Here is a 22,606-nt window from a genome sequence, read left to right on the forward strand (position 1 = left end):
AAAAAAAATCTATGATCCTAATAAAATATTTCCGTTGTCATCGGTCACTCCGACGATTATGCCGCCCATAACACGAAGACGGACATTGTCTAAGTCAAAATCTGCGGGGTTGAAAGAAACTCCGGGATAATGATAGCGGTACATGTCAGAACTCTTATAAATAGAAAATCCGGAACAACGCATTTGGCCCGTAGCAAATACCGACCCACTGAAAAAGCCTGCGTACTTAGATCCATCCGGAGGAAAATTCGATCCCCATCCGTCTGTTGATCCATATATGGCTACGCCAAAAGTGTTGCATATACCAGATATACATGCATGGGTATCAGCGGAATTGCTCCAAGCCCCTACCATGGTTTTACAACTTGTTCCGGTATTGTATGTATATCCTCCCCCTACAGTCAACCTAAAGGAGGTATTACCGAAATAGTCAGAGCCAGTCCAGTTAAGACCATTATAACTATTCAAGGAGAACGCACCGATACTCAAGGTACTGCCTACGACCAGATCTTTAACGTTTATCAAGTCCGCTTGAATATACCCTCCCGCTATAAGCGTCTGTCCGTTTATTATCACGCTCGCCAATTTGTTCGCTCCCACACTAGCGCTACCTGTAAGTTTCCCGGATAATTCCGTCTGAAGGGCTTTAGCCAAATCTTCTTTTGTGATAGCGCCTTTTTTGGTATAATTCGTAAGGCTATTGTTTAACGTATCCAGATTTATCTTACCAGCGATCTCTTGACTTAATGCCCAAGACAGATCATCGGATGAGACACCATCTTTCCACGCCATCGATCCTAGATCACCTGAGTTAACCTTGTTCTTGATCGTATTCTGGGTGCTTAGGTCAAACATGGCAAATGTCACGAAACCGTTCAAATTGAGTCGGCTAGCGTTTATCTTGATCGTCTCCGCCGTCTGGTTGATGCTCGATATAATACTATCCTTAGATACCTTCAGATTAATATTGTCAGCGTTCACCTTGATAGCCGCCTCCATCTCGGTTTTTAGCCCGGATACGTCGGTCTTCTTGGCGTACAGTGTCAAGCTCTCATCTACACCGTCCAGCTTTAAGCCTAGGCTTGTCACTGTCTGGTTTATGCTGTCAGTCTTGTCAACATACAAGGATAACGTGCTGGTCGTATTATCCAATTCTACCCCCATGTCCGTCACCGTCCCGCTCAACGTGTCGATCTTCAGGGCGTACATGCCTATCTTCTCGTCCGTCTGCAAGAACTTGGTGGACATTTCCAACCGCAAGTCCTCCACGGGATGCGTGGACATCTGGACGTTGTAGATATATATTTCCCCCGTATAATTCAAGATGAAATCACCTGTTCCGTTCCATTTGCCGGAAAATTCCTCTTGAACGAAGGTATCCGTAATCGCCAACGGTTTGCTTACGTAAAGCCCCTGTCCGGAGAATCCGGATGTTAACGTACCGGCGGTCTTTACCATGTACATGAACGATACGTAATAGCTAGGCCATACCTTCGTCCCGTCGGGCATCTCCAGTTGGCCGTCCGGTTTGTTCTTCAGGTAGGAGTTTAATTGCTTTACTCCCGAGTTCTTGATATAAAGGGCCTTGCGGCTGGATACCTCCACGATTCCTGTAACCTTATCCTTCTCAGCGTAGAAGGAATCGTTCACGGCCATGAAACGCTCCTTCACCGTGAATAGCGACACGTCGTTACCGAGTACCCATCCTACCGTATCAGCGGAGAAAGAGGCGTTCGTGAGGCAATTATCCTTCTCCGATAGCTCGTAGCGCACGGAAGACATCTCGCTGGATAGCCTTCCTTCCACGATTTCGAACTTGGTCTTCACGTTCTCCCCCGTATCGAGCATGAACTGCCCACGGGCGTAAAGATTCTCCACGTATATACCATCGCCCTCCAGCCTCCCGAAATAAGGCGTTACCAGACCGTTCATGTTTCCCACCCGTACCTTCACGCAGTTTTCCGGATCGGTCTTCATCCCACGGATCACGTCCATGTAGGGCGTGCCGAACTCATCCACCGTGGTGATCTTCATGATGCCGCTGCGGGTGGAGTTATCCGGATTGTCCACACGACAAAGGGTATCCCTCTTGGCTATGTCCGATAGATTTCCCACGAAATTCGTGAAACGGAGCCAGTCCAGACGGTTCTCGCCGTCGGAGAGGTCCCCTACGGCCACTTCCACCACCTTCAGCTCGTACGACTTGGTCATCTTGTAGTCGTTCTGCAAGGTAGGATCGCCTTGAAACTGCTGTACCATGAGGATATCGCCTTCCCGGAACGGGTTGTACAACCTGCCTCCGTCGGTATCCAAGTAGATCCGACCGGTCTCCGGATCATAATGATCCACCTCCATCATTCCGGCGAAGATGCGGTTGTCGTTCTCGCCAAGCAGTTGCGAGACCACGAACGTATATACTTTAAGCTCGTTACGTACCGAGATCGAATCGATCTCCAGCTTGTATTTAGTCTCCTCCACACCGGCGGCGTTCGTCACCTTGTAAGGCGCTATCATGAATCCCGTCCCGTTCGGGAAACCGGAGGCGAATGTAGGAGAGGAAAGGGAACCGGCGAACATGGAGTCATGCTTCACCTTCAAGTCCTTTACCCATGCCGTGCCGTCGGCGAAGATACGGAAACCGTTCTCGTGCTTGAAACTATCAGCGTCACGGTCTGAGTAGATGGAGGATTCCAGCCCGCTTAAGATTATGTCTTTTTCGAAAGAGATGTTACCATGCGCCGTATCATCTATATCTTTTCTTAAAAAGCGATCATCAAGTGCGGATATAGGCTTTAGTATCTCCTTCAAGACTCTAAGAGCCGTGAAAGCGTTCTCATCGGACGGCTCTGTCAGATCATCTAATTTTATATGATAGAAATCGTCTCCCGGTCCACCCGATCCTCCTGCTCCGTTGACGATAGCCCTCCATGTCTCTCCAAGTTCGCTTATGATGCCGTTCCTTATCGTGTCATGTATTACACCAAAAGACGTAACGGATGCTTTCGGGTTATGCGGATCAAAGGCCGGGAATAATACCCCCTCGCCAAGCTCTTGCCGTGGGAGCTCAGCTAAACGAGGGGGAAAAATAAAATCCGGCGATGAGAGGTTTGGAACCGTTAGATTATCCGGAAGCTCTTTCTCGTTACGGATAAGGTTCAGGTACCTCGAGATCTCCGAGAGTCGGTACGTGAACGTATAGGAGCTCGGGAGATCGTTGGAGGTGTAGGTGGCGTCGCTCTCGGTGACGATTATTCTCCGGATCATGGACGCCTCGTATATATACTTGGCCCGGCTGGGGAAAAAATCCAGCAACCAACGGCGGGAGTAATCATCGAGGAATCCCGTGTTCTTAACGAACTTACGATCGGTCTCCACGTCATACTCGGACAGGTTCTCGTCCAGTTCCGCTATCAGGTGGCCATGCTCCGCCTGCAGACGGTTCACCCCATGGGCACGGAAGGTGTCCATACCGCCCAGACTGTTCTCGAAAAGGAACCATTGCTCGTCCTCGGAATGGATATCCGTGAATTTATAGAATTGCGATACGCTCAGTCTCGCTCCGCCGGCCTCGGCGTAAACCTCGAGATAGCTGGGGTACTTGTTCCCGAATAGCTTGGCTACGATCGCGTATTGGAGATTGAGTGTCACGCACTCGCCGGCGGTCATTCCCTTCAAGGAGGTCGTGCTCGACGAGTTGTCCGGGAACGTGGCCTTGGCCTTTACCGTGCAGTCCGATATGGCGTAGTAGGTCAACCACTCCGGTGAGTAATAGGTCACCTCCTTGACCTTTGGCTGCCACGTGAGGAAGTGGGACTTCAGCCAGTTTCCCGGCGTGTCCGCCAGATCCGCTATCCCGCACCGGATCGCCCGGAACGAGTGGGAGGTCCCGTCTATCGTGGCCGTGAAATCGGCGAATATGGTATTTTGGGAATAGATCTCTTGGGCCGTGTCCAAAGTATAGCTCAATTGGCTTTCCACCACCTCTCTCACGTCGATCGTGACCATCTTGTCCGGGCCGGGCTCGTAGCTTTGCTCGAGCAAGGTGGCCGTTCCTTTCTTCAAGATGAAAGAGACGGCCTCTTTTGCCCCCAATACAAATCTCCTCATGTTCCCGGACAGGCTCAGAGCGTCTGGTTTATCTATGATCGTTGCCATTTGCGATTATTTTACCCCCAAAAGTATGGCTGTCGGATGGTCCGATAAAGGACAGTTACCGGGTCACGGGCTCGAGCCACACGGTCAGGGTACCGTCCTCCGGATCGGTCGGCCCGGACGCGGAGCCACGGCTATAGAATTGCACGGGATAAGTGGCTTGATGGTATTTCCCGCCCTGCACGTATTGGTATGCGCTGGGCGGGGCGTAGTATATGGTCACGGGTTCCTCCTTGAACACCCATCTCCTTTTCACGCTGTCGCTGGCGTTGGACCGGGAGTAGTTGACCTTCCATTTATACTTGGATACATGGGTGGCGAACCGCTCCGTCTCGGCCATGGCCGTGGATACCGGCTCGTAAAGCCTCGTGGTAAGGAACGTGGATTCCAAGGGTTCCCGGGAACCCGGGCTATATTGTATGGCGGAGGGAAGCAGCTCCTGTCCCTCGATCGTCACCTTCCTGTACTCGGAGAGCGATACCTTTTGGATGTCACTGAGAAGCATGCTCGCTTTTATCTCGAGCAGAGAGTTCCGGAGCAGGGAATCGTAATTTCGCCAGAACCGTTCGAAAAGCCCGTCCGGGCCGTGGTAGGCGAGCGTATAGTTCCAGAGCTTGTTTCCCTCGGCGTCATGATTGAGGATCGTCCCGTAGTCCAGTTTCCCGGCATGGAATACGAACGCCGGCATGGGTTTCAGCTCCTCGTTATCCTCCGCCTCGCCCGCCACCTCAGACGTGGAGTCATTCACGGAATCCATGATGATGGAGGAGTTCAACGATCTTCCGGTCCCTATATAAATCCCGAGATACGGGATGGCCCCGGCTCCTCCGCTGCCAAAAGCAGGTGTATAGACCATCGCCGGTAGCACGTCCGGGGATTCCTTGCTCTCCGTCTCCAGTGTCCCGCCGGCGTAATAATCCATCGTGACCAGACCGATCCGTTGCGTGACCGGCGTGATCCCCTTGTAACCTCTCCGGACAAACTCACCCGATATCTGGTTATACTCCACGTCCGGGTATTTCTTTAATAGGTCTACCAAGGTACTGAACTCCTCGTTCTCGTTCCCCGTGGCTCTTCCCGTCGTTGGCATCGGGCGCTCGCTCTCCTGTTTCTCTTCCGGCGGCGTGAGCCGGTCACAGGTAAGCTTTAACTGCTTGAAGCTCGAGGGATGGTTGACGGTATATTTACCGGCTACGCAATCCGTGAGGTCGCAGGAGGGTGTCTCGTTCAGGTTCTCATCGAATAGCACGATACGGATGGTCTTGCGGGTCTCGTCCGGGATGAACTCGCAGCAGAATTTATACCGGTATACGTCCAGTATCGTCTTGATCATGCAGTCCGGGACGATCTGGGAGTATCGGATCTCACCCTTTACGATCGTATCGATCGTGTTGTTCAGAAAGACCATGTCCTTGAATGGGGTGGTGCGGGAAAAGAAGGAGTCCTCCAAGGTGTAGCCGAGATAGGCGAATATCTCCTCCAATAGATGCAATCCACGGATGAAGGGGGATATGTAGAATCCCGGAGCTAACCGGATCGTTTTCTCATCGACTACCTCCGTCTGCTCCACGTCGTTGTAAAGACGAGGATATCCGTCCGGTCCCGGATCACCGGTGGCGTTTAAAGAACCGGACTCTAGGATGGCCGGGAACAAGGCGAATCGGTCGTCATGTGTAATGAACAGGTTCCGGCAGAAGGATATCGCCTCGCTGACAGACGCGAACTTGAGAACCTTGTCCTCAAAGACCGTGGATAACGGTACATCCTTGATCTTCTCGTAGAACGCTCCGGTATTCAAGTAAAAACTGGTCTCGATCCCGCTCTTCCGGTTCGCCGACAGGATGGCTTGACGGCAGGGAATGGAGAATACCCCGTGTTGGATCATGGCGTTGATCCGCTGCGAGGCCTTGCTGATCCCGGCCATGTTATCCGGATAGATGAGTAGTTCCCTATTCCTGTCCGTGGGAGGGAGTGTTACCGGTAAGCTCTGCTCTCCGTAATCGTTAAAGAACGGGTTCATCCGGGATAAGGTCAATTGGATGTCTCCTAGGTCGTAAGCCTTGCCGGATTCGTGAATGATGTCCATCTTATTTGCCTCCTATCTTTTTGGATTTGTCCAATGTCTTCTGGGCGGCCTCGATATCGCTATAAACGATATAGGCCCTCATGCCTTTTGCTCTTAGTTCGGAAAATAGCATAAGTAGCTGTGTGAGTACTTTGAGTAATTCCGGATTATTACTTGAAACCATTACATTTTCTTCATCCGAGCGTCCATTGTATCCACCGTTGGCGAATCCGTTGACGGGAAGAGGATTTGTGCTTGTTCTTTGTCTTCGGATGGCATCCAAGGCTAGGATATGGTTCATGGAAACCGGATCTTGTAATTGCCATGCCGGTGTAACGTATTCTTCTCGATGTACGGGGCCAGCCACTTCAAGTATACCACCGTTGCCGGTGAATCCTCCGTTGTACCAACCGGTGGAGTCTGATACAACTCGTTGTCCGGTTTGCGGCGTAGTGCTGTCATTAAGACCTGCATTTGCGGTAGATGTACTAGGTTTCTTGATAAGACCTTTCAAGGCACCGAAAGCGACGTTGATAAGTGCGATTTCGGCAGCGGCTTTTGCTAGTCCTAAGAATCCTAATTTAGACACATTGCGGATTGTGGTTTCTGCGATCGACATTGTTACAACTTGGCGAAGAGTATCTAATGTCAATAATAGAATGTTCCCCATAGCGTCAGCAAAACTTGTTTCAGAATCAACTAAAGATTCCCCAAGGATTTGGCCAGCTTGAGCGGAGAAGTCTAATAAGGTTTGTGCTCTTCGTTTGTCTGTTTCTTCTTGCTTTTTCGCTAATTCCTCTTGTTTCTCATTTTGTGTTTTAACGAAAGATTGCAAATCTTTATTTAGTCCGTTGTATAACTTCTCTTTTTGGACTTTACGGTCTTTATCGGCCTTGGCCTCTTTTTCCAAATTTTTGAGATATTCTTGATAGGATTTATCCATCAGTTTAATTCGGAAATCAAGGATCAGTTGTTCAATTTTCTTTCTTTCGTCACTGCCTATTTTATAGATAGCTAATTGTTTATTTAATTTTTCGAGTTCTAAAGCTTGAAGTTTTGTTTGATAATCATCATATAATCTTAGGCCCTCGGTATAATCTTGTGTCAATTTTAGTTTCTTGGTTGCGATATAACGATCAACCTCTTTCAGCTTTGCGTCTGTGATTTTTTTCTCTTGCTCCACTGACAGTCCCGGGGTTATATCCGGTTTTTTTATTTTAGGGGCAATAACTTCTACTTCTGGCAACTCGTTTGCAGGTTTTTTAGGCAGAAGAGGAGAGTATTTCTGAGATATCTTATCGAGGTTGGATGCTAATTGGTAAGTTTGTGTCATATAGCTCTGTAAACTTCCCCAGAAATCCTTATCGACCTTACCTCTGGCACCATAGTAGTAGTCAATGTAAGAGATGACATCATCATACGTTTTTGTCCATGAGCGTCCGTTCTTTATCCCTTCATCTGTTATACGTTTTACGTCTCGAAGCATAGCGTCGGTAACGAATTGCCCCAGATTTGATTTTTCCCTCATTTGATCCATCAAATCGATTTGTTTATTTAAGGCGGTGGTCGTTACATCCTCCTTCTCTTTCTGCATGGTTTTTAAAACTATGTTTTCATGCAACTTTTCATTAACTATTTCTAAAGCTTTTGCGATATCCTCGGTTGTAGTTTGTTCTGTTAGTTGGTTTTCAAGATATTTTCCATATCGAGAATTGATCTCTTCGATTAATTCTTTTCGTTGCTTTGTTCCGGCGTTGCTTCGTTGGAGAGCGTCAAATAGGGTATAAGCTTCTGCCCGTTCGTTGGCGATTTCCTTGTTCATCTCTTTTAAGGCCCGGGCACTTTTTGTTGAATTATCCCATATCTTGTAAATACCTACAGCTAAAGCCGTAATTGCCACACCTGCCGCAATAATGGGATTGAGACCCAGAGTCACTAAGAAACTGCGCATAGCCATAGTCGCAGCTTTGATATTTCTAGCCTTGAGAGCTGATGCTGCCGCTAATGCATATTCTGCGGCTATGGAAGAACGGGTCGCAACTAAATGAGCCTTTTCTATAATTGTAGCTTTTAGAGTAGCTCCATTTGACGCAATCTTCCAGTAAGTGTTTAGCTTGATAGCGGCTGTATACAAAGTTAATGTCGATATTAAGGTAATAACCAGCCCTGTATTTTTACTGATCCAATCGGCCATCAGAACTAGTTTTTTAGTCCAGTTCACGGTTTGATTCATTACGCTGATAATGGATGGATTGATCTTTTCCATTAACTCAATGCCAAGATCGTTAAGTTTGTTTTTTGCTTGTTGCATTTTAGCCGTGGCAGATTGGCTTTTTATCGTGGCCTGCTCTAAAGCGACGGATGTGCCAGTTACGGCTTTCGTATAATATTCTACCTTATCCGCTTCATTGATAAGGACAGAGGCAACATTGTAACCTTCTTCCCCGAACATCTTTTTGATAGCGGTAGCGTCCATTTGTTTTTTGCGGAGATTTTCCAGAGCCGTACTTAGCCCGACTATTTTGGGGTTAGTCTCGTCAGCTCCTGTTTGCAGGGTAAGGAAAAACTTTTTGAGTCCGGTACCGGCGATCTCATCCTTGATACCTTTCTCACCTAAAGTTTCAATGGTTCCAACCAGTTGTTCGATCGGAATCTTTGCAGAAGCGGCTGCGACACCACTTGTCTTTATAGCCTTGGTTTGGCTCTCTACGGCTGCCGCACCGAATTTACTTCCGGCGGCAAGTACATTTACATATCGAGCGGCTTGATCAGCTCCATCCCCATACTGGTTTAATGCCAAGGTGACGGCATCTACCGCATCCGTAAGTTTCATGCCACTGGCAGAGGCGAGGATAAGCGTTTGCTCTGTCACTTCTGCTAAAGCCTCTTTATTTGCTAGCAATTCGGGTTTAGCGGAACCTACTAATTTATAAGCTTCCAGTATCTCATCAGCGGATTGGCGTATGCGGATACCTTCTTCGGTAACTGTAGTGGAAAGACGTTTTGCTTGATCTGTAAGCCACTCTATGCTTTCATCATCTAGGCCTGTAAGAGCTTTTAAATCGGCCTTGCTTTCTTCCAGTTTATTGCGGGCTTCACGGAATTTATTGAAAGTAAGAGTAATACCCGTAATGGCTGCCACTGCGGTACCAATGATTCCCATATATTTATTTACGAAATCTGTGGCACGTCCCCAGACCGAGGCTTGGCAACCGATCTCTACACGCATCTCTTGTTGGGCTAGTGCGGTTTCTTTGGAGATGCGTTTCAACATTTCTAGCTTAGTGTTATATTCAGCGGTACCACGAGTTACTTTTTTCAGCTCCGTTGAAATTTTATTCTTTGTCTTTATTAAGTCATTATAAGTAGCTCCACTTAGGTTCTTCAATACTCTTTCCGTATCAGCGACCTCTTGCTTATACTTTTGCATCTTCTGGGTTTGGGCGGTCAACTCACGTTCTATTTTCTTTGCCGCCTTGCTGTTACCTTCTCCGGCCGTCCGGAGATCAAGTAGCTTTTTCTCCAGTTCCCCGATTTTCGTCTCTAACTCCGATGCGCTAGTCATTGCGTCGGAGTTATCCAAGTATATCTTGATGCTCCTGTTTAAATCTCCTGCCATATCCTAATCTTTATCTATGAAAATTCGTGATGCGTCGATTTGCATATCGGCAGCGTAGTCCGCTACGATGTCTGCCAGTTTGGGAAGATTCTTTTCGATGATGGGATCGAACCAACGGATCGGTTGGCGGTTGCCGGTTCCCATCAGGTAGAAAGAATCCGGGTTGGTCTTTTTCAGCTTCCCGTATTTGTCCGTCCATTTAGAGCCGCCCCGGAAACCACCTTGGCCCCGTCCGGCTCCCCTATGGATATAGATACCTTCACGGGCGAAACTGAATCCCACTCGTTCGGTCTCTCCTTTACTTTTGTAAATTCTGGGTTCTAGGGAGTCCGATAGGAACTCATCTTTCTGGACAAGCAAGGCGATATTCCCTTTTAAGTCTTGGATCACGTAACCCATCCATTCCTTTACCTCAGAATTGAATTGTCTCAATTTCTCCTTATCCTGCCTACGTTCATACCGGGCGATCCGGCTGGTTGACTCTAGCGAGATCTCGAAGGGTAATCCTTCCCTCGCTCCGATTAGGGAGTTCCTGCGTTTAGGCGTGCGCATCTGCTCGCTCAATCTTTTCATGACTCCCATATCATACCCACATTGATTTGTCGATAGAGAAGGGGATAGGCTTTCTTAGGTTGAAGCCTAACATCACCCCATAGAAATTATCTCCCATGGGACCTATGCCACGAAAGGTCATGCTGTTTAGCTCTAGGAACTGAAGCCCGTTACGTTCCTCGTTCCAGTCGAGCATCATCCGGCAGACGATCTGCATGAGAAGATCCTTGCATTCCGCTTTCGCAAAGTGAATCCCGTCGATATTCCCGGCCTCGCATTGCTTTAATAGGGCGATAAAATATTGTGGGATATTTACGAGGTTGTCATTGCTAAGCCAAGAAAAATCCGAGTTAAGCCCGTCAATGGCGACTAATACATGATCCCGGATAGAGGAGATACGTTCTTCCAGATCGGAGATTTCCTCTACCTCGTCACTACGGAGGAAATGACATTCCCCGTCCGTATGACCGATAGCGGCTAGATGCCTAGCGATCCATTCCGAATACTCAAAGTGATTGTATATGTCCATAACATCCAATTTATAGACACAAAAAAAGCCCCCCGGAGGGAGCTTTTAAAGGACATATCTTTAAACTAAGGATAGTAAAAAGAAAAGGAAAAAGAAGATCAGTACAGTAGCTATAACCTTTGCCGTTGTATTTCCACTGCGTTTAGCCTCATTTATCGAGGCCCCGATCAGCATGACAAAACCTAATATGATAACGAACGTCAACATATCGCAAATATAATCATTCCTCTGGGAGTAACAAGCGTAACAGCTCCTCCAATCTCATGGCGGCATGCATTCGTTCTTCTTTACTATATTGTCCGTTTACATCGGTAACGATGTCGAGTAGGCGCAGGGCTTCTTGGAGTTTCATTTCGGTTCCTCCTTTCCTTCAAACAAACATAATCTTTTTTTCAGAAAACTTAGAGCCGCAATAAGCGACAATGATTCTTTTTCAGAAAGTACACCCGGGGCATCATGCTCGCATGCAATGAAAGTGATAGCGCTGTCAATGGCCTTAACATCTTCTTCTAACCCACCTTTATCATTTTCCTGCCAATATCTGATCGCATCCAGCATTAGGTTTGATATACATATATCTTCCAGTCTAATCATTTGGGCCTCCTTTCTTCGCTGAGTTATAAACGAACCAAGCTACGATGACCAGTGGTAAGAACACTGGAGACAGCATAGCCAATAAAGCTACCGTGTACATTTTAGCCTCGTAAATGGATTTACAGGAGGCGATACCAAGAGGCAACAGGTTGTAGAACTTCTGGACGGTTGTCCAAGAAAAGAGATCATGTTCCCGGCTCCGGGAAGATGATACGGTTAATGAATTTGATTTCATATCACTGTACTGTTTAGCATTTAGGCAGAAAAAAGAACGGCTGCCATTTCCCGTGTCGCTAAACAGTACAGTGATCTTGCCGAGGCAATAACAATGTTTGGGAAAGGCAACCGCCTATATCATACAATTAGGGCATAAAAAAAGCCCTACCACAAAGTTGAGCATTATACGATGCACATCGACAAGATATCAGTCTTGTACTGTTTAGCACTGCAAATATGGTGAAAGTTTTTGGAATGGCAATGCAAACTATAATATTATTGACAATTTCTGATTAGCAAGTTCCTAAATGAGTTTGCATTTGTCATAGCATTCTGTCCTTCAAAACATATCAAAGTATTATGTTTAAATTTTCCTTCTTTCCATTGAATTCTTACAAATGCCAATTCATTTTTTTTCTTCTTTTTCCATGCGAAAGCAAATATTCCCACCAGTAAAACACGACCTAATGTAACTTTGCTTTCAAGCGTAGTAGCATCTTCAATAGCAATATCTTCAATAGATTCTTTTAGTATTGAAAATCTCCAAACAGGAACAGATGCATAATTTTCTCTTCGATAGAATAAGAACTCAGTATCAGTATTTCTAAAAGCTAAAGGTTCAACCTCTTTATCCTCTGATGGATGTCCACCTACATATTTTCCACAAGCATGGAAATCCTCTATTTTTAACCCTCTTTTTGCTAATTTGCCAACGGTTTCCTCTCTTTGACTTTCAGCGAGTTTTATCGAAATATAGAAAACAGGAATACCCACAATTACAGAAATAATCAGAGGTGTATAATCTGTATTCCCATATTCATCTGTTGTACAGGAATATAAAAAAAACAAAATTCCAAATAGTAGTATTTTCTTCATATCGTGTGAATTTAAATGTTAACAATGCTGCAAGTAAGTAAAGTTTATTTGAAATACAAAGGTTTTTCTTGATTATTTAAGTTGATAAGAGTATATATTTTAAAATGTTGTATTTGCCTTTCAAACTAAAGGCTAATACAACGCTAAACCCATTAAAAACAATATATGACAGGTTGTTTCTACCTTTCAAACTAAAGGCTAATACAACTCCAAGGTGAGACAAAATGAGGTCGCAAAGGTTGTTTCTACCTTTCAAACTAAAGGCTAATACAACATCTACATCAAAGACCCCGACGGCGAACCGGTTGTTTCTACCTTTCAAACTAAAGGCTAATACAACGCTCCGCATGGAGGCCAGGATATCACAGTCGTTGTTTCTACCTTTCAAACTAAAGGCTAATACAACACAAGAAGGATTGAAATCGATTGCAATATAGTTGTTTCTACCTTTCAACCAAAGAGCATAAAATGTTTTTATGCTGATGAGTCATTCGAAAAGTCTTCTAATTTTATATTTTCTATCTTCATTTTAAATTCTGCTATAATCTTTTTTGCATAGACGAAATCGTCAGAAATCTCTTTGATACATTCAGCTTCGTATTTATCATGTAAGAACATATTCCGAGTTTTAATGAGAAAAGAACTATCTATCTTTTGTTTAGTTCGTTTCTCATATTCTGTAATTAGCTCATTAAAATCATAATAATTTCCGGGAGTAGCCTTCTTTAAATCTGGGAACATCGATACCATAGCGATTTCGAAAGAATGAATGATAGGTATGATTTGTATCTGGACTTCTTCGAAATCTAGGCATTCTCTTTTATAATTTTCATAAGGTTGTATCTTTACGCTAGAAGATATACTATTGTTTCTTTTGACTTTACTTAATACTTTATTCAAAGAGTTGATTCTTGTATCATGATGTATATAAAATAACTTTCCGTAGTCTTTTATCTTGATATCTTCTCCTTGTATTTTTAAAGGGTTGAGATCGATCAAGTAAGAAACTCTCTCATTTAAAATACCTTTGACGTTTTCTAGTTTGTATTTGTTAATTCTGTTGTATAAATCAGAAGGAAGATATTCCTTGGTCATCATAAATAAAAGAATATCTTGTATTTGGTAGAGTCTGATTATAGACTCGTTATCGCATATTTCGTTATAATTCTTACGATAAAGTCTATCTTCTTTCTCTAATAGCTTATTAGCTTCTGCAACAGGAATCTTGGATGGCCTTAGTTCTTCCATTTTCTTGATCCTTTGCTCTAAGGATAAATAGCTTTTGGATTTACCCTTATTCGGTGATAACTTATCGAATAAACGATAATTACGGGGTTGTGCATAGAATTCTTGAGATTGATCTTCGAAATAAGTTCTAAAATAGTTCAGGATCAAGTATGAGACATTCAATGCCGGACTTTTTTCTCGGGTAGGAGATTCTATTAATTGCTTCAATTTGGATTTTTTCAAACAATTAATGATCGCTTCATTAAATAGACCACGAGGTAGGAATATGGCCTCTTCCTTCTCTTGAGGCTTATTAGGCTCACGTTGTAAGTCCCGAAGAGGGTGGCACTGGATATTTAGTTTCCCTTGGAGGATTTTCTTTTGTATTCGTGAAAAATATACTTTCCGCTCCTTAAGGTAAGCGATGTAAAACTCTATTAAAGAGGTATAGTTCGTACCTATTTGAGCTAAAAAAGGATGCGGATTTGAAGAATTGATCAATCCTGCTCGTGTGAAGATTTCCGTTAAGTCATTTCTTCTTATCCCGAAATATGCTAAAGAAACTTGTATGGCTTGGAAATTAGGCTCTGTGACTTTATCCCTTCCATTGTTTTTTGAAGGCTGTAGCCATAGCATGTCTCTAACCAACGTTTCCGCTATTCGGCCTGCTTTTAATATTTCATGTTGCCTTTTACCAAAAGCGGATTTCTGAGATTTAATACGTTCTACCTCATTGAGTTTACTATCTGTCCAAAAGATCGCTTTCATGACCCGGCGTAACATTAGCTCGGATCTCTCTTCCGGATGCTTTTGTTTGGTACTTTTATGGATAGATCGTTCAATAATATCTTTTACGGATAGGGGACAGTGTGATTTATGTATATTATTATTCCGTAAATAAGTATAGAATAACATGGCCGGCAATTCGTATTTACTTAACCAGAAATCAGCGATAGGCATTTTAGCACCCTTCTCATCGATGGTAGGGTAGGTATCTTTCCCTTCTGGTAATACCTTAATACCGATATTATTACCATTAACGATATAATGGGGCGTAGATTGAACCAGATAAGGCTCAAAAGAATTGATATCCGGTATACTATCCGTACTTATATCTATGGATTTTACGTTTAATGCCTCCGATAGTTTCTTTGCGGAGATATCTTGGATGTTTTTACAAAAGCCTGCGAGTTGGAAATTAATGTATCTATCCTTTGTCTCTCTATCGACTCTTGTTTTTTGATATCCATTGTGAAAGTAATTTCCGAGATATGTGTAGAAGCCAATTTCTTTAAAATCAGCTTGTTTGTCTAAAAAGTGCAGGGCAAAAGCCTCAAAGCGACTGCGGAACCGTATTCTGGATCTATCCGGAAGGCCGTAAGGATCTTCGGCATCCGTTGGTTGTAATGTCTCGTTATACATTTCCCGGTATTTAGGCTCAAGGGTTTGATACAGTTCTATTGGTATCCTAGATAGTTCATTCAGTATATCTAAAGCCCGGTCTTGTTTCGTGTCTTTCGTAGTGCGTAAACGTTCTACAGGAGGTTTGGTGGAAAGAGCCGTGAAAACCTCAAGGGTAAGCCTATATTGTAACGAGTCTCCCCGTTTGAATCCGGATAACTTTTTCAAGAATAGATAACTGTACTTCCTTTCAAGGAACATCGAGATGAAGAAAGCATACCCTTTTTCGCTCAGATCGTTATTGTTTGCTAATGTGTAATAGAAATGATCATCTTCTGTTTTTAGAACAACCCGCCCTTTTTTGCGAGTGTATCTACGAAGATGTTCCATCTCTTTCTCCTCGGCTTGGAAACGCTCCTTGATAATGTTTATGGCACTATCGTAGATGCAGTTCAGTGATGAAGGGATATCATACCCACCGGGATAAATACAGATGGGATCATGATAATAATGGGTGTAATAGTTCCTGACGTCATTAAGCAAAGAGGCAAAAGCTGTAATGATGGTTTTATATTCTATACAAAGTTTATCCGATTGCCTTTCACCTTTTTTAGGCGTCTTCATTTCAATGATCGGTTTTATCCATGGTAAATATCCTTCAACGACCTGTTCTAGGTTGTTTTGTGGATTTTGATCGAAGATTGAGTCGATGAGTGTTATTACATGCTTGATATCCCAACTGCTTAATTGCTTTTGGGTGTCCAACTTTTTAGCGATAAAATTAAGTGTTTTTATTAGTCCATCTATCGCTAGGTTTGCATATGCGGCAAAGATATGTTTGTTTTCTATGGCTCCCATAATAAAATGATCTATACCAAGTTCAATTTAGTAATCCGGCGGCTGATGTCTTTCAGCGCCATATCCAGAATAGCCAGTTCTTCCTGTGTGAATTTGCAAATTTTACCGTGTACGCTATTCCCGTTTAATCGTTGGTAGAACCAAGAGGATGATTTCCCGAAATAATCTTTGGCTAGATTAGAGACGGACAGGTATGGTAAAACGGGACTCAGTCGCTCACGAATAGTTAGCTGCTCCTTGATGTCCGTGATCTCTTTATGGATGTTTTCAAAGTCATTTTGCACACCTGCGGTAAGCAGTTCGGTTTCCTTTTCATCCATGCTATCCAACAGATCGGTAATTTGTCGGTCTATGGTAGGGCGGTCATTCTCCGGGGACTTTTTCCAAAGTTCCTTTAGTTCAAAAAAACGCTTTACTTTATCCATATTATTCTGTTTTTTGAGTTACACATGAAAGGGAAACTCCCCCTCTGGCCTGGAGGGGGAGAACCTTTCTGGTCAATAATACTTTCCAAGTTCCTTAAGTTCTTTCTCAAGTCTCTTGATCTCTTTATCAACCACCGCTTTCATGAATTTGCTTCTCGAAGTCAGTTCATGATACTTGCGGAGATAAAAAAGGAGATCTTTTTCTGCCTCTTCTATCCGGGCTTTTAGCCCATCGTCACTATGCATAGAGCTCTTGTCTTAATGACATCACAAAGATAATAAATATATTATCAATGGCAAACGTTTGGTAATATTTTTATTATCATAGTATCTGGATTGGAGATAATAACAAAACCGCTCCACCTTCACAGGCAAAGCGGCTGTCCATTACTAATCTAAAAATCTAATACCATGAAAAACACCTATTACTACATATCTTGTTTCTTTTTCTCCTCTTTTTCGATCGCTACTTCTAGGGTATAGAGAGCGTCGTATAAAAGGGATTGTTTTACCTGTTCTTTCTTGGTCACGTCTCCGCTGGCCATCTCATCCACGATGCGTTGTTGCGTGTCGAATATATCCAAAGGGGCTTCATTCCCTCCGGAGGAGAATACCCGGGAGAACTTTGCTTGTATGAAATTCATGCTACCTAGGTAGTACCAGAACATGACTGTCTTTACGATCGGCTCTACATTCCGGAACCAAGCCGGATCACCGTCCTCACGTATGGAGAATGAGCCGTCTTTCCAGATTATGGATAGGAAGTTATCCAATGCCTCGAAGAAATCCTGTCTCATCCGCTGTTGCCAAGTCTGTAGCATGATGAACTGTCCGTAGCTGATATTGGTCAGGCCGTCTTCCGGGCCGTATAACTCGATATCTTTGTCTTTGTAGACGGGGAATGGGTTACGGGTTAAGCGGATATCCAGCTCGATCCCTTTTTCTGTCTCTTGGAATAAGAAATCAAAGATGGTGCTCAACGCCGCCAGTTGCTCGGCCGTGATCCATATACGATTTTTGGGAAGGGAAACGGCGTAACCGGTTCCATTGGCTTTCTGGTATCGCCGGATTCTCGCGGACAGGCAAAACAATAGCATCTTGACCTTGGCTTCTTGGGCCGTACTTTTCGAGTTCAAAATATTGGCGAGAAAGCAAAGCTGTTCCGTTGTCATCTCATCCCATGTGCCGGGCACGAGGTAATCGATATCTTTGATCGTTATTTTTCTCATAATACGAAAATATGTTTGTTCTTGGAATTAAAGTCGTTCTTGATAGGAGCGGGGAGGCCTAGTTCCGGGGCGTAAACTTTCATGTAATCCTCGATTTCCGCTTCTAATGACGTTACCTGCTCGGCGTAGAAATTACCGTTGTCCGTGGGATCGGAATACAGCGGATAGATCGCGGGCTTAAACTCCAGCTGGCCGGCCGCCGTACGTTGTACCCGGGTGGTTTGGCTGGTATGGAGCTTGGCTACGTACATGGCGAGCCATACCCGGATATAATCAATCAGCTTGATCCGGAGCGGATCATCTACACCGGTTCTTAAGGTGTCTTTTAAGCTCTTGTCAAGAGTGGTCCCGATCCAGCGGCATAGCTTCATCTCCAGTGTATCGAGTAGGGGACGGAACTTTTCGAAGGTCAACCGGGAATAATCGATATTCACCTTACCGTAATCCTGAAACTCCCGGGCGGAATTAAGGTAGTGGCCGTTGGCTTGGTTCTTGTAATAGCGGCTTTCTTTCCATTCCGGATAGTCGTTCTCGTGGCTTCCGAGATGCTCCAGTAGCTTATCCAAGTTATTCCATCCCCGTTCCTGCATGCTCTCTTCCGATCGGGCGATCTTTTGATCGCTGGCTACGGTGAACTTATCGTTCCGGCTTACCGTATGCCCGCTGTCACCGATCAAGACCCCTAGCTCCGGACTGGCTAGCGCCACGGCCAATGGTCCCAGTGTCCGGCTGGCAAGTATCTTGATCGTAAGGATATCTTCCGTTAACGGCTCTCGATACAGCCGATCGACCAAGGCTTCCCCGAGGTAGGGGACGATATATCGATCGAAAGCGTCTTGAAGATAAGGCTCCAATAGCTCGAACTTAAATGAGGCGTTTACCTTGACGGTATGCCTCAAATCATCTATCGTTTGTAGGAATGGCTGTGTCATGATTATACTTTTTCGTTACCGATACTCTTTTCCGATCCCGTGTTCTTATCGAGTGTCGTTAGCATGATATTGGGTATCACGAACTCGATGTCTTTTCCCCATCCGTTGATCTCCCTGGCTAGGTATAGTGGGAGAACCATCATGTCCCGGAGCGGCTTGAACAGTACTTGGGCGATAATGAATAATTCCCGGGCCTCGGTACCGTTGATGTTCTTCGATTTCCCGGGCGACGCTCCTTTCAAGGATGGATGTACGCCCATCGTGTTACAGATCACGTTTGTCGCTTCCTCCGAGTCCTCGATATACTCACCGCCCTTGATAAATGATTCCAAGGGCTTGATGATGATATCGTTCTCCTCGTATTTATTGATCTGATCATACCGGAAATGGGATACGAAGCTCTTGCCGGCGTTCTCCTCTCCGGAAAGGAAGTCGTTCAGTTGTTGTAGGAAAGCGTTCTTGCGCTCGTTCCGTTTCTTCTTGTCATCCTTGGGGATACCTTCCGAGTCGTAAAGCTTGTCCCAAAATTTCATGTTGATGGAGACGTGATATTTCAAGACCATCTGGTTTTTCAGCAACGCCTTCTTGAATTTCGGGATGGCGCAACTGAACTCGTACCAATCGAGGAAGATGGACCACCAATAAGGGCGGTTGTAATAAAAACGCCCCGGTACCGGCATATTGAGGCTTAACGTATAGCCATTCTCTTCCTCGTCCTTTTTCTCTCCGGTCTCCGGATCGGGTACGAGCCCGGTACGGACCTTGAGATCGTAAAGCGGGCTTCGGCGGTCTAGCAATCTCGTTACGATCACGTCGTCCGGAAATGACTCCTCTCCCCATTGCGAGGAATAACCATGATACTCGATGCGTTTCGTCTTCTCGTCTTGCTCGCTGATCCGGGAAAAGCACATCTCCCGGTGCCAGATCTGGACTACCTTCGGTCTCTCTCCGGCCTTCCGTTTGCCAAAAGCCAGATAGACGAAAGAGTCGGAGAATACGACCAGATCGTTGGCCAGCTCGGACATTACCCGTAAGTAGTTGCTATCCGATATGAACTGGAATATCTCCGGAGCCTCTTCCGGGGTAAGTTCCTCCAGCTCGATCTTTTGGGTCTCCGGATTCTTCACCCTCCGGCAGACCATCAACCCATCGCCGTAGGCCATGTTCGCCTTGAACTCGATATTGCTGCCTACGATCGTGTTGTCGGCGATCTTTTTCATGATCCTTACGGGCAACTTGTCTTGGTGACCGAACGGGACAAACCGGACCTCTTTCTTGACGGAAGATCCTTTGGCCGGGGTAATGACCGTGGCCGTGAATTTTTTATCCTCCAGAAAACCTACGTCCTCGGTCATGACCACCGCCGCTTTCGCTCCGGGGAGGAAAGCGGTGTCACCCATTAGAAATACGTTCTTGCGTCCCATTATGCGTATATTTTTTTACCGTTAATCCGGATGATCATGCAGCGGATGAACTTCCGGGGGAACCGTTCGCCCCGAATCCGGATGTTTACCGTGCTTCCCTTGGCGTGGATCGAGCTGAAGTAGGCTACCTCATAATCCTCGATCGAGCCGGGAGAGCCATTTCCCTCCCGGCTTTCATTCAACCGCACGTACGAGAACGAGAACATCTTGTATCGTCCCCGGTCATCCTTTTGCTGCATGACAGCCCAGACATCACTTTGTTTTATCCTTTTTTCCATATCTCCATCTTAAAAAGATTACCAAGGCCAGAACCATCGTTACGCCGAGCGCCCACCACCCGAGGGCGTTCTTGCCGACATCGGAGTTGAGCTCGGTATCTCCGGACCGGTCTTCCTCATGGCTGGCTTCCGACCGGGCGAAAACGCTCTCGTTCTCCTCTTTCTTTTGGCTTTCCGCTTCTTCTTTTCGCTCGTTCTCATGTTCCTCGCCTTCGAGTGTCGTTTCCGCCTTGACCGGGTATCGACCGTTTTCGTCCGGCTGCCGCTCAAGGTCGAATTCCCTTCGTATGATCCGGATGTTTCTCCACCGATCTCGCGTGGTGTTGGAACTGGCAAGTCGTACATCCATAGAGGTATCCAAGCTCTCCAATACCTGTCGTTCTTGATCTCTGTAATGGCTATGATCAGAAGCGCTACGACGCACGGAGCAGCTAGCGCAAAGAGCCACCATTCCGGCCAAGACACACAATCTCTTATAAAGTCCATATTCCATGATTCGCTATCCAAAAGGGAGTTCGCATAAACAATACCACTCTCACATCAGTTCCCAGCCGGCCTCGATGTCTTCCATAGGGATACGCTCGCCGTTCTCCATGTAGCATATGGCATCCACTAGGGCGCACATCGTTCCCTTGTCCGACAGGTCTAGCTGGCAACAGTCCGGCATTTGCATCTCCCGGCATACCCATCGTACGTAAGCCGCCGTGTCATTCTCATCGCGGGGTGCCCATCGTTCTATCAGTTCCTTTATGGAACGTAGGTTATACGATCGCTGGTATTTTAGCAAGAGCTTCATCATGGCCCGTACCCCATGCGGTATATCCTCGAATTCCTCGAAAGCGTTGTCCTTTTTATCGGCTTTCGATACTTCTCCGGCCCAGTCGTTCCGCTCCGAGTTCCGGATATTACCGGGGTTGTTGTTTCGGATTCCCCTTGGTGTCGTTGTCATTTTTACAATCCTCCTTATCTAATTGGTTACTAATATTCTTTCCTAGCTTAGACTCGATCTCTCCTTTGAGTTGTAGTTTAAGCAGCTTTGGAAACATCATGTTCGGCCAGATAATCAATGCGCTACCCAGCATGCTCCACAGCTCGCACACACAGGCTAGGGTACATCCGGCCTTGGTGATTATGGCGTTATCTTGAGTGAATATCCGTTCCGTAACGAATACCACGAGCATGAAACCGAAATAGACGATCACCTTGGCGGGGGTATCTCTTCCGCTTTGTGATAGGAAGAATTTACCTTGCTTCTTTGCCGAGAACATCCCGAATAGCAAGTCGGCCGTAATAGCTACGCCCATAGCGGCGAAAGCGTATTTCACGGGCGAGATAAAATTCAATAAGAATAACATTCCGCTTATTATCCAGCCCCAAGAATGGTTCAATACCATCTGGAGCTTTATCAAGATCCTCTCCACGATCGGGCTAAATACCTGTGATATCATCTCCAAACATTTTTCACAAAGATGCTCGTAATCATACCTTCGGAAAAGGACATGAAAAAGCCCCGCCGGGGATTTCTCCGGGCGGGGCTTGATTGATGTGTTATTCTTCTGGCAATAGTAGCCGAAGTAGTTCTTCTAGCCGCATGGCGGCACGTATTTGTTCTTGCTTGCTGTATTGATTGTTTACGTCGATTACGATGTCGAGTAGGCGGAGGGCTTCTTGGAGTTTCATTTCGGTTCCTCCTTTCCTTCAAACAAACATAATCTTTTTTTCAGAAAACTTAGAGCCGCGATAAGCGACAGTGATTCTTTTTCAGTAAGTACACCCGGGGCATCATGCTCGCATGCGATGAAAGTGATAGCATCATCAATGGCCTTAACATCTTCTTCTAACCCACCTTTATCATTTTCCTGCCAATATCTGATCGCATCCAGCATCCGGTTTGATATACGTATATCTTCCAATCTCATCATTTTTGACCTCCTTTCCCAAGGAACTCCCCGATCAAGTTATATATATCCGTAAGTTGCTCTTCTGTAAGATCACTCATGCGGTACTCATTACAGTCAATACAATAAAGAACTTCTTCTTTCTTGCCGGGGGATTTTACCCTGATTTGTTCTATATAGGGACTTGCTTTCATAATCTGCCTCCTTTCGGCTCACCCGATAAATCAGGGGGAAAATTCTTTAATTCTATAGAAAATTTGCACCTTTGTACCATGAACAATCAAGGACTATTAGCATTGGCACAGTTGATTCTGCCATCAGAGATACTTTC

At 45.4% G+C, this 22,606-nt stretch carries 22 protein-coding genes; all 22 read right to left on the reverse strand.

Annotated elements, in window-relative coordinates:
• Positions 1-9: 9 nt before the first annotated feature.
• Entirely contained in the window at positions 10-4,155 is a 4,146-nt protein-coding gene (locus NBH16_RS14675; protein WP_250788804.1) for an autotransporter outer membrane beta-barrel domain-containing protein, read from the reverse strand.
• A 55-nt stretch (positions 4,156-4,210) separates the two neighbouring features.
• On the reverse strand, positions 4,211-6,238 hold the full coding sequence (locus NBH16_RS14680; protein WP_250788805.1) for a hypothetical protein: 2,028 nt from the start codon (positions 6,236-6,238) through the stop codon (positions 4,211-4,213).
• A 1-nt stretch (position 6,239) separates the two neighbouring features.
• Complete coding sequence (locus tag NBH16_RS14685; RefSeq protein ID WP_250788806.1) at positions 6,240-9,836, reverse strand: phage tail tape measure protein; 3,597 nt, start codon at positions 9,834-9,836, stop codon at positions 6,240-6,242.
• A 3-nt stretch (positions 9,837-9,839) separates the two neighbouring features.
• Positions 9,840-10,409 carry a hypothetical protein gene (locus NBH16_RS14690; RefSeq protein ID WP_229100322.1) on the reverse strand — a complete coding sequence of 190 codons (570 nt, stop codon included), beginning with the start codon at positions 10,407-10,409 and terminating at the stop codon, positions 9,840-9,842.
• Between the two features lie 10 nt (positions 10,410-10,419).
• On the reverse strand, positions 10,420-10,917 hold the full coding sequence (locus NBH16_RS14695; protein ID WP_195284094.1) for a hypothetical protein: 498 nt from the start codon (positions 10,915-10,917) through the stop codon (positions 10,420-10,422).
• 220 nt (positions 10,918-11,137) lie between these two features.
• Positions 11,138-11,269 (reverse strand): hypothetical protein, encoded by a 132-nt coding sequence (locus NBH16_RS23305; RefSeq protein WP_270616625.1) that lies wholly within the window; start codon positions 11,267-11,269, stop codon positions 11,138-11,140.
• Positions 11,266-11,511, reverse strand: a complete 246-nt coding sequence (locus tag NBH16_RS14700; RefSeq protein WP_009018495.1) for a hypothetical protein — start codon at positions 11,509-11,511, stop codon at positions 11,266-11,268. The genes NBH16_RS23305 and NBH16_RS14700 overlap by 4 nt, the downstream gene beginning before the upstream one ends.
• Complete coding sequence (locus tag NBH16_RS14705; protein ID WP_250788807.1) at positions 11,504-11,746, reverse strand: hypothetical protein; 243 nt, start codon at positions 11,744-11,746, stop codon at positions 11,504-11,506. The genes NBH16_RS14700 and NBH16_RS14705 overlap by 8 nt, the downstream gene beginning before the upstream one ends.
• Positions 11,747-12,003: 257 nt before the next feature.
• Positions 12,004-12,603: a hypothetical protein gene (locus NBH16_RS14710; RefSeq protein WP_250788808.1), complete on the reverse strand. Its 600-nt coding sequence runs from the start codon at positions 12,601-12,603 to the stop codon at positions 12,004-12,006.
• A gap of 474 nt (positions 12,604-13,077) precedes the next feature.
• A complete protein-coding gene (gene cas13b, locus NBH16_RS14715) occupies positions 13,078-16,089 on the reverse strand; it encodes a type VI-B CRISPR-associated RNA-guided ribonuclease Cas13b (protein ID WP_250788809.1) in 3,012 nt (1,003 codons plus the stop codon).
• Positions 16,090-16,100: 11 nt separating this feature from the next.
• Positions 16,101-16,514 carry a DUF5053 domain-containing protein gene (locus tag NBH16_RS14720; RefSeq protein ID WP_009018486.1) on the reverse strand — a complete coding sequence of 138 codons (414 nt, stop codon included), beginning with the start codon at positions 16,512-16,514 and terminating at the stop codon, positions 16,101-16,103.
• Positions 16,515-16,586: 72 nt separating this feature from the next.
• Entirely contained in the window at positions 16,587-16,760 is a 174-nt protein-coding gene (locus tag NBH16_RS14725) for a hypothetical protein (RefSeq protein WP_009018485.1), read from the reverse strand.
• Positions 16,761-16,942: 182 nt separating this feature from the next.
• Positions 16,943-17,743 (reverse strand): hypothetical protein, encoded by an 801-nt coding sequence (locus tag NBH16_RS14730; protein WP_122103714.1) that lies wholly within the window; start codon positions 17,741-17,743, stop codon positions 16,943-16,945.
• A complete protein-coding gene (locus NBH16_RS14735; RefSeq protein WP_250788810.1) occupies positions 17,740-18,675 on the reverse strand; it encodes a DUF6712 family protein in 936 nt (311 codons plus the stop codon). Before NBH16_RS14735 ends, NBH16_RS14730 begins: the two co-directional genes overlap by 4 nt.
• A gap of 2 nt (positions 18,676-18,677) precedes the next feature.
• Complete coding sequence (locus NBH16_RS14740) at positions 18,678-20,099, reverse strand: hypothetical protein (protein WP_087345591.1); 1,422 nt, start codon at positions 20,097-20,099, stop codon at positions 18,678-18,680.
• Positions 20,099-20,377 (reverse strand): hypothetical protein, encoded by a 279-nt coding sequence (locus NBH16_RS14745; RefSeq protein ID WP_009018481.1) that lies wholly within the window; start codon positions 20,375-20,377, stop codon positions 20,099-20,101. Before NBH16_RS14745 ends, NBH16_RS14740 begins: the two co-directional genes overlap by 1 nt.
• The gene (locus NBH16_RS14750; RefSeq protein ID WP_250788811.1) at positions 20,352-20,870 is read right to left on the reverse strand and encodes a hypothetical protein; all 519 of its coding nucleotides are present in this window, start codon (positions 20,868-20,870) and stop codon (positions 20,352-20,354) included. Before NBH16_RS14750 ends, NBH16_RS14745 begins: the two co-directional genes overlap by 26 nt.
• Before the next feature lie 42 nt (positions 20,871-20,912).
• Complete coding sequence (locus NBH16_RS14755) at positions 20,913-21,326, reverse strand: hypothetical protein (protein ID WP_250788812.1); 414 nt, start codon at positions 21,324-21,326, stop codon at positions 20,913-20,915.
• Positions 21,283-21,825 (reverse strand): phage holin family protein, encoded by a 543-nt coding sequence (locus tag NBH16_RS14760; protein WP_250788813.1) that lies wholly within the window; start codon positions 21,823-21,825, stop codon positions 21,283-21,285. The genes NBH16_RS14755 and NBH16_RS14760 overlap by 44 nt, the downstream gene beginning before the upstream one ends.
• A 100-nt stretch (positions 21,826-21,925) precedes the next feature.
• The gene (locus tag NBH16_RS23310; RefSeq protein WP_262893700.1) at positions 21,926-22,057 is read right to left on the reverse strand and encodes a hypothetical protein; all 132 of its coding nucleotides are present in this window, start codon (positions 22,055-22,057) and stop codon (positions 21,926-21,928) included.
• Positions 22,054-22,299: a hypothetical protein gene (locus NBH16_RS14765; protein ID WP_009018476.1), complete on the reverse strand. Its 246-nt coding sequence runs from the start codon at positions 22,297-22,299 to the stop codon at positions 22,054-22,056. The genes NBH16_RS23310 and NBH16_RS14765 overlap by 4 nt, the downstream gene beginning before the upstream one ends.
• Positions 22,296-22,469, reverse strand: a complete 174-nt coding sequence (locus tag NBH16_RS14770) for a hypothetical protein (RefSeq protein ID WP_250788814.1) — start codon at positions 22,467-22,469, stop codon at positions 22,296-22,298. Before NBH16_RS14770 ends, NBH16_RS14765 begins: the two co-directional genes overlap by 4 nt.
• Between the last annotated feature and the right edge of the window lie 137 nt (positions 22,470-22,606).

The sequence above is a fragment of the Parabacteroides sp. Y3-G-102 genome (assembly GCF_023656845.1).
GTDB classification, from domain to species: Bacteria; Bacteroidota; Bacteroidia; order Bacteroidales; family Tannerellaceae; genus Parabacteroides; species Parabacteroides distasonis.

Excerpts from the sequence above, each read along its gene's own strand:
- NBH16_RS14675 (WP_250788804.1), bottom strand. The coding sequence starts at position 4,155 with ATGGCAACGATCATAGATAAACCAGACGCTCTGAGCCTGTCCGGGAAC.
- NBH16_RS14680 (WP_250788805.1), bottom strand. The coding sequence starts at position 6,238 with ATGGACATCATTCACGAATCCGGCAAGGCTTACGACCTAGGAGACATC.
- NBH16_RS14685 (WP_250788806.1), bottom strand. The coding sequence starts at position 9,836 with ATGGCAGGAGATTTAAACAGGAGCATCAAGATATACTTGGATAACTCC.
- NBH16_RS14690 (WP_229100322.1), bottom strand. The coding sequence starts at position 10,409 with ATGAAAAGATTGAGCGAGCAGATGCGCACGCCTAAACGCAGGAACTCC.
- NBH16_RS14695 (WP_195284094.1), bottom strand. The coding sequence starts at position 10,917 with ATGGACATATACAATCACTTTGAGTATTCGGAATGGATCGCTAGGCAT.
- NBH16_RS23305 (WP_270616625.1), bottom strand. The coding sequence starts at position 11,269 with ATGAAACTCCAAGAAGCCCTGCGCCTACTCGACATCGTTACCGATGTA.
- NBH16_RS14700 (WP_009018495.1), bottom strand. The coding sequence starts at position 11,511 with ATGATTAGACTGGAAGATATATGTATATCAAACCTAATGCTGGATGCG.
- NBH16_RS14705 (WP_250788807.1), bottom strand. The coding sequence starts at position 11,746 with ATGAAATCAAATTCATTAACCGTATCATCTTCCCGGAGCCGGGAACAT.
- NBH16_RS14710 (WP_250788808.1), bottom strand. The coding sequence starts at position 12,603 with ATGAAGAAAATACTACTATTTGGAATTTTGTTTTTTTTATATTCCTGT.
- cas13b (WP_250788809.1), bottom strand. The coding sequence starts at position 16,089 with ATGGGAGCCATAGAAAACAAACATATCTTTGCCGCATATGCAAACCTA.
- NBH16_RS14720 (WP_009018486.1), bottom strand. The coding sequence starts at position 16,514 with ATGGATAAAGTAAAGCGTTTTTTTGAACTAAAGGAACTTTGGAAAAAG.
- NBH16_RS14725 (WP_009018485.1), bottom strand. The coding sequence starts at position 16,760 with ATGCATAGTGACGATGGGCTAAAAGCCCGGATAGAAGAGGCAGAAAAA.
- NBH16_RS14730 (WP_122103714.1), bottom strand. The coding sequence starts at position 17,743 with ATGAGAAAAATAACGATCAAAGATATCGATTACCTCGTGCCCGGCACA.
- NBH16_RS14735 (WP_250788810.1), bottom strand. The coding sequence starts at position 18,675 with ATGACACAGCCATTCCTACAAACGATAGATGATTTGAGGCATACCGTC.
- NBH16_RS14740 (WP_087345591.1), bottom strand. The coding sequence starts at position 20,099 with ATGGGACGCAAGAACGTATTTCTAATGGGTGACACCGCTTTCCTCCCC.
- NBH16_RS14745 (WP_009018481.1), bottom strand. The coding sequence starts at position 20,377 with ATGGAAAAAAGGATAAAACAAAGTGATGTCTGGGCTGTCATGCAGCAA.
- NBH16_RS14750 (WP_250788811.1), bottom strand. The coding sequence starts at position 20,870 with ATGGAATATGGACTTTATAAGAGATTGTGTGTCTTGGCCGGAATGGTG.
- NBH16_RS14755 (WP_250788812.1), bottom strand. The coding sequence starts at position 21,326 with ATGACAACGACACCAAGGGGAATCCGAAACAACAACCCCGGTAATATC.
- NBH16_RS14760 (WP_250788813.1), bottom strand. The coding sequence starts at position 21,825 with ATGATATCACAGGTATTTAGCCCGATCGTGGAGAGGATCTTGATAAAG.
- NBH16_RS23310 (WP_262893700.1), bottom strand. The coding sequence starts at position 22,057 with ATGAAACTCCAAGAAGCCCTCCGCCTACTCGACATCGTAATCGACGTA.
- NBH16_RS14765 (WP_009018476.1), bottom strand. The coding sequence starts at position 22,299 with ATGATGAGATTGGAAGATATACGTATATCAAACCGGATGCTGGATGCG.
- NBH16_RS14770 (WP_250788814.1), bottom strand. The coding sequence starts at position 22,469 with ATGAAAGCAAGTCCCTATATAGAACAAATCAGGGTAAAATCCCCCGGC.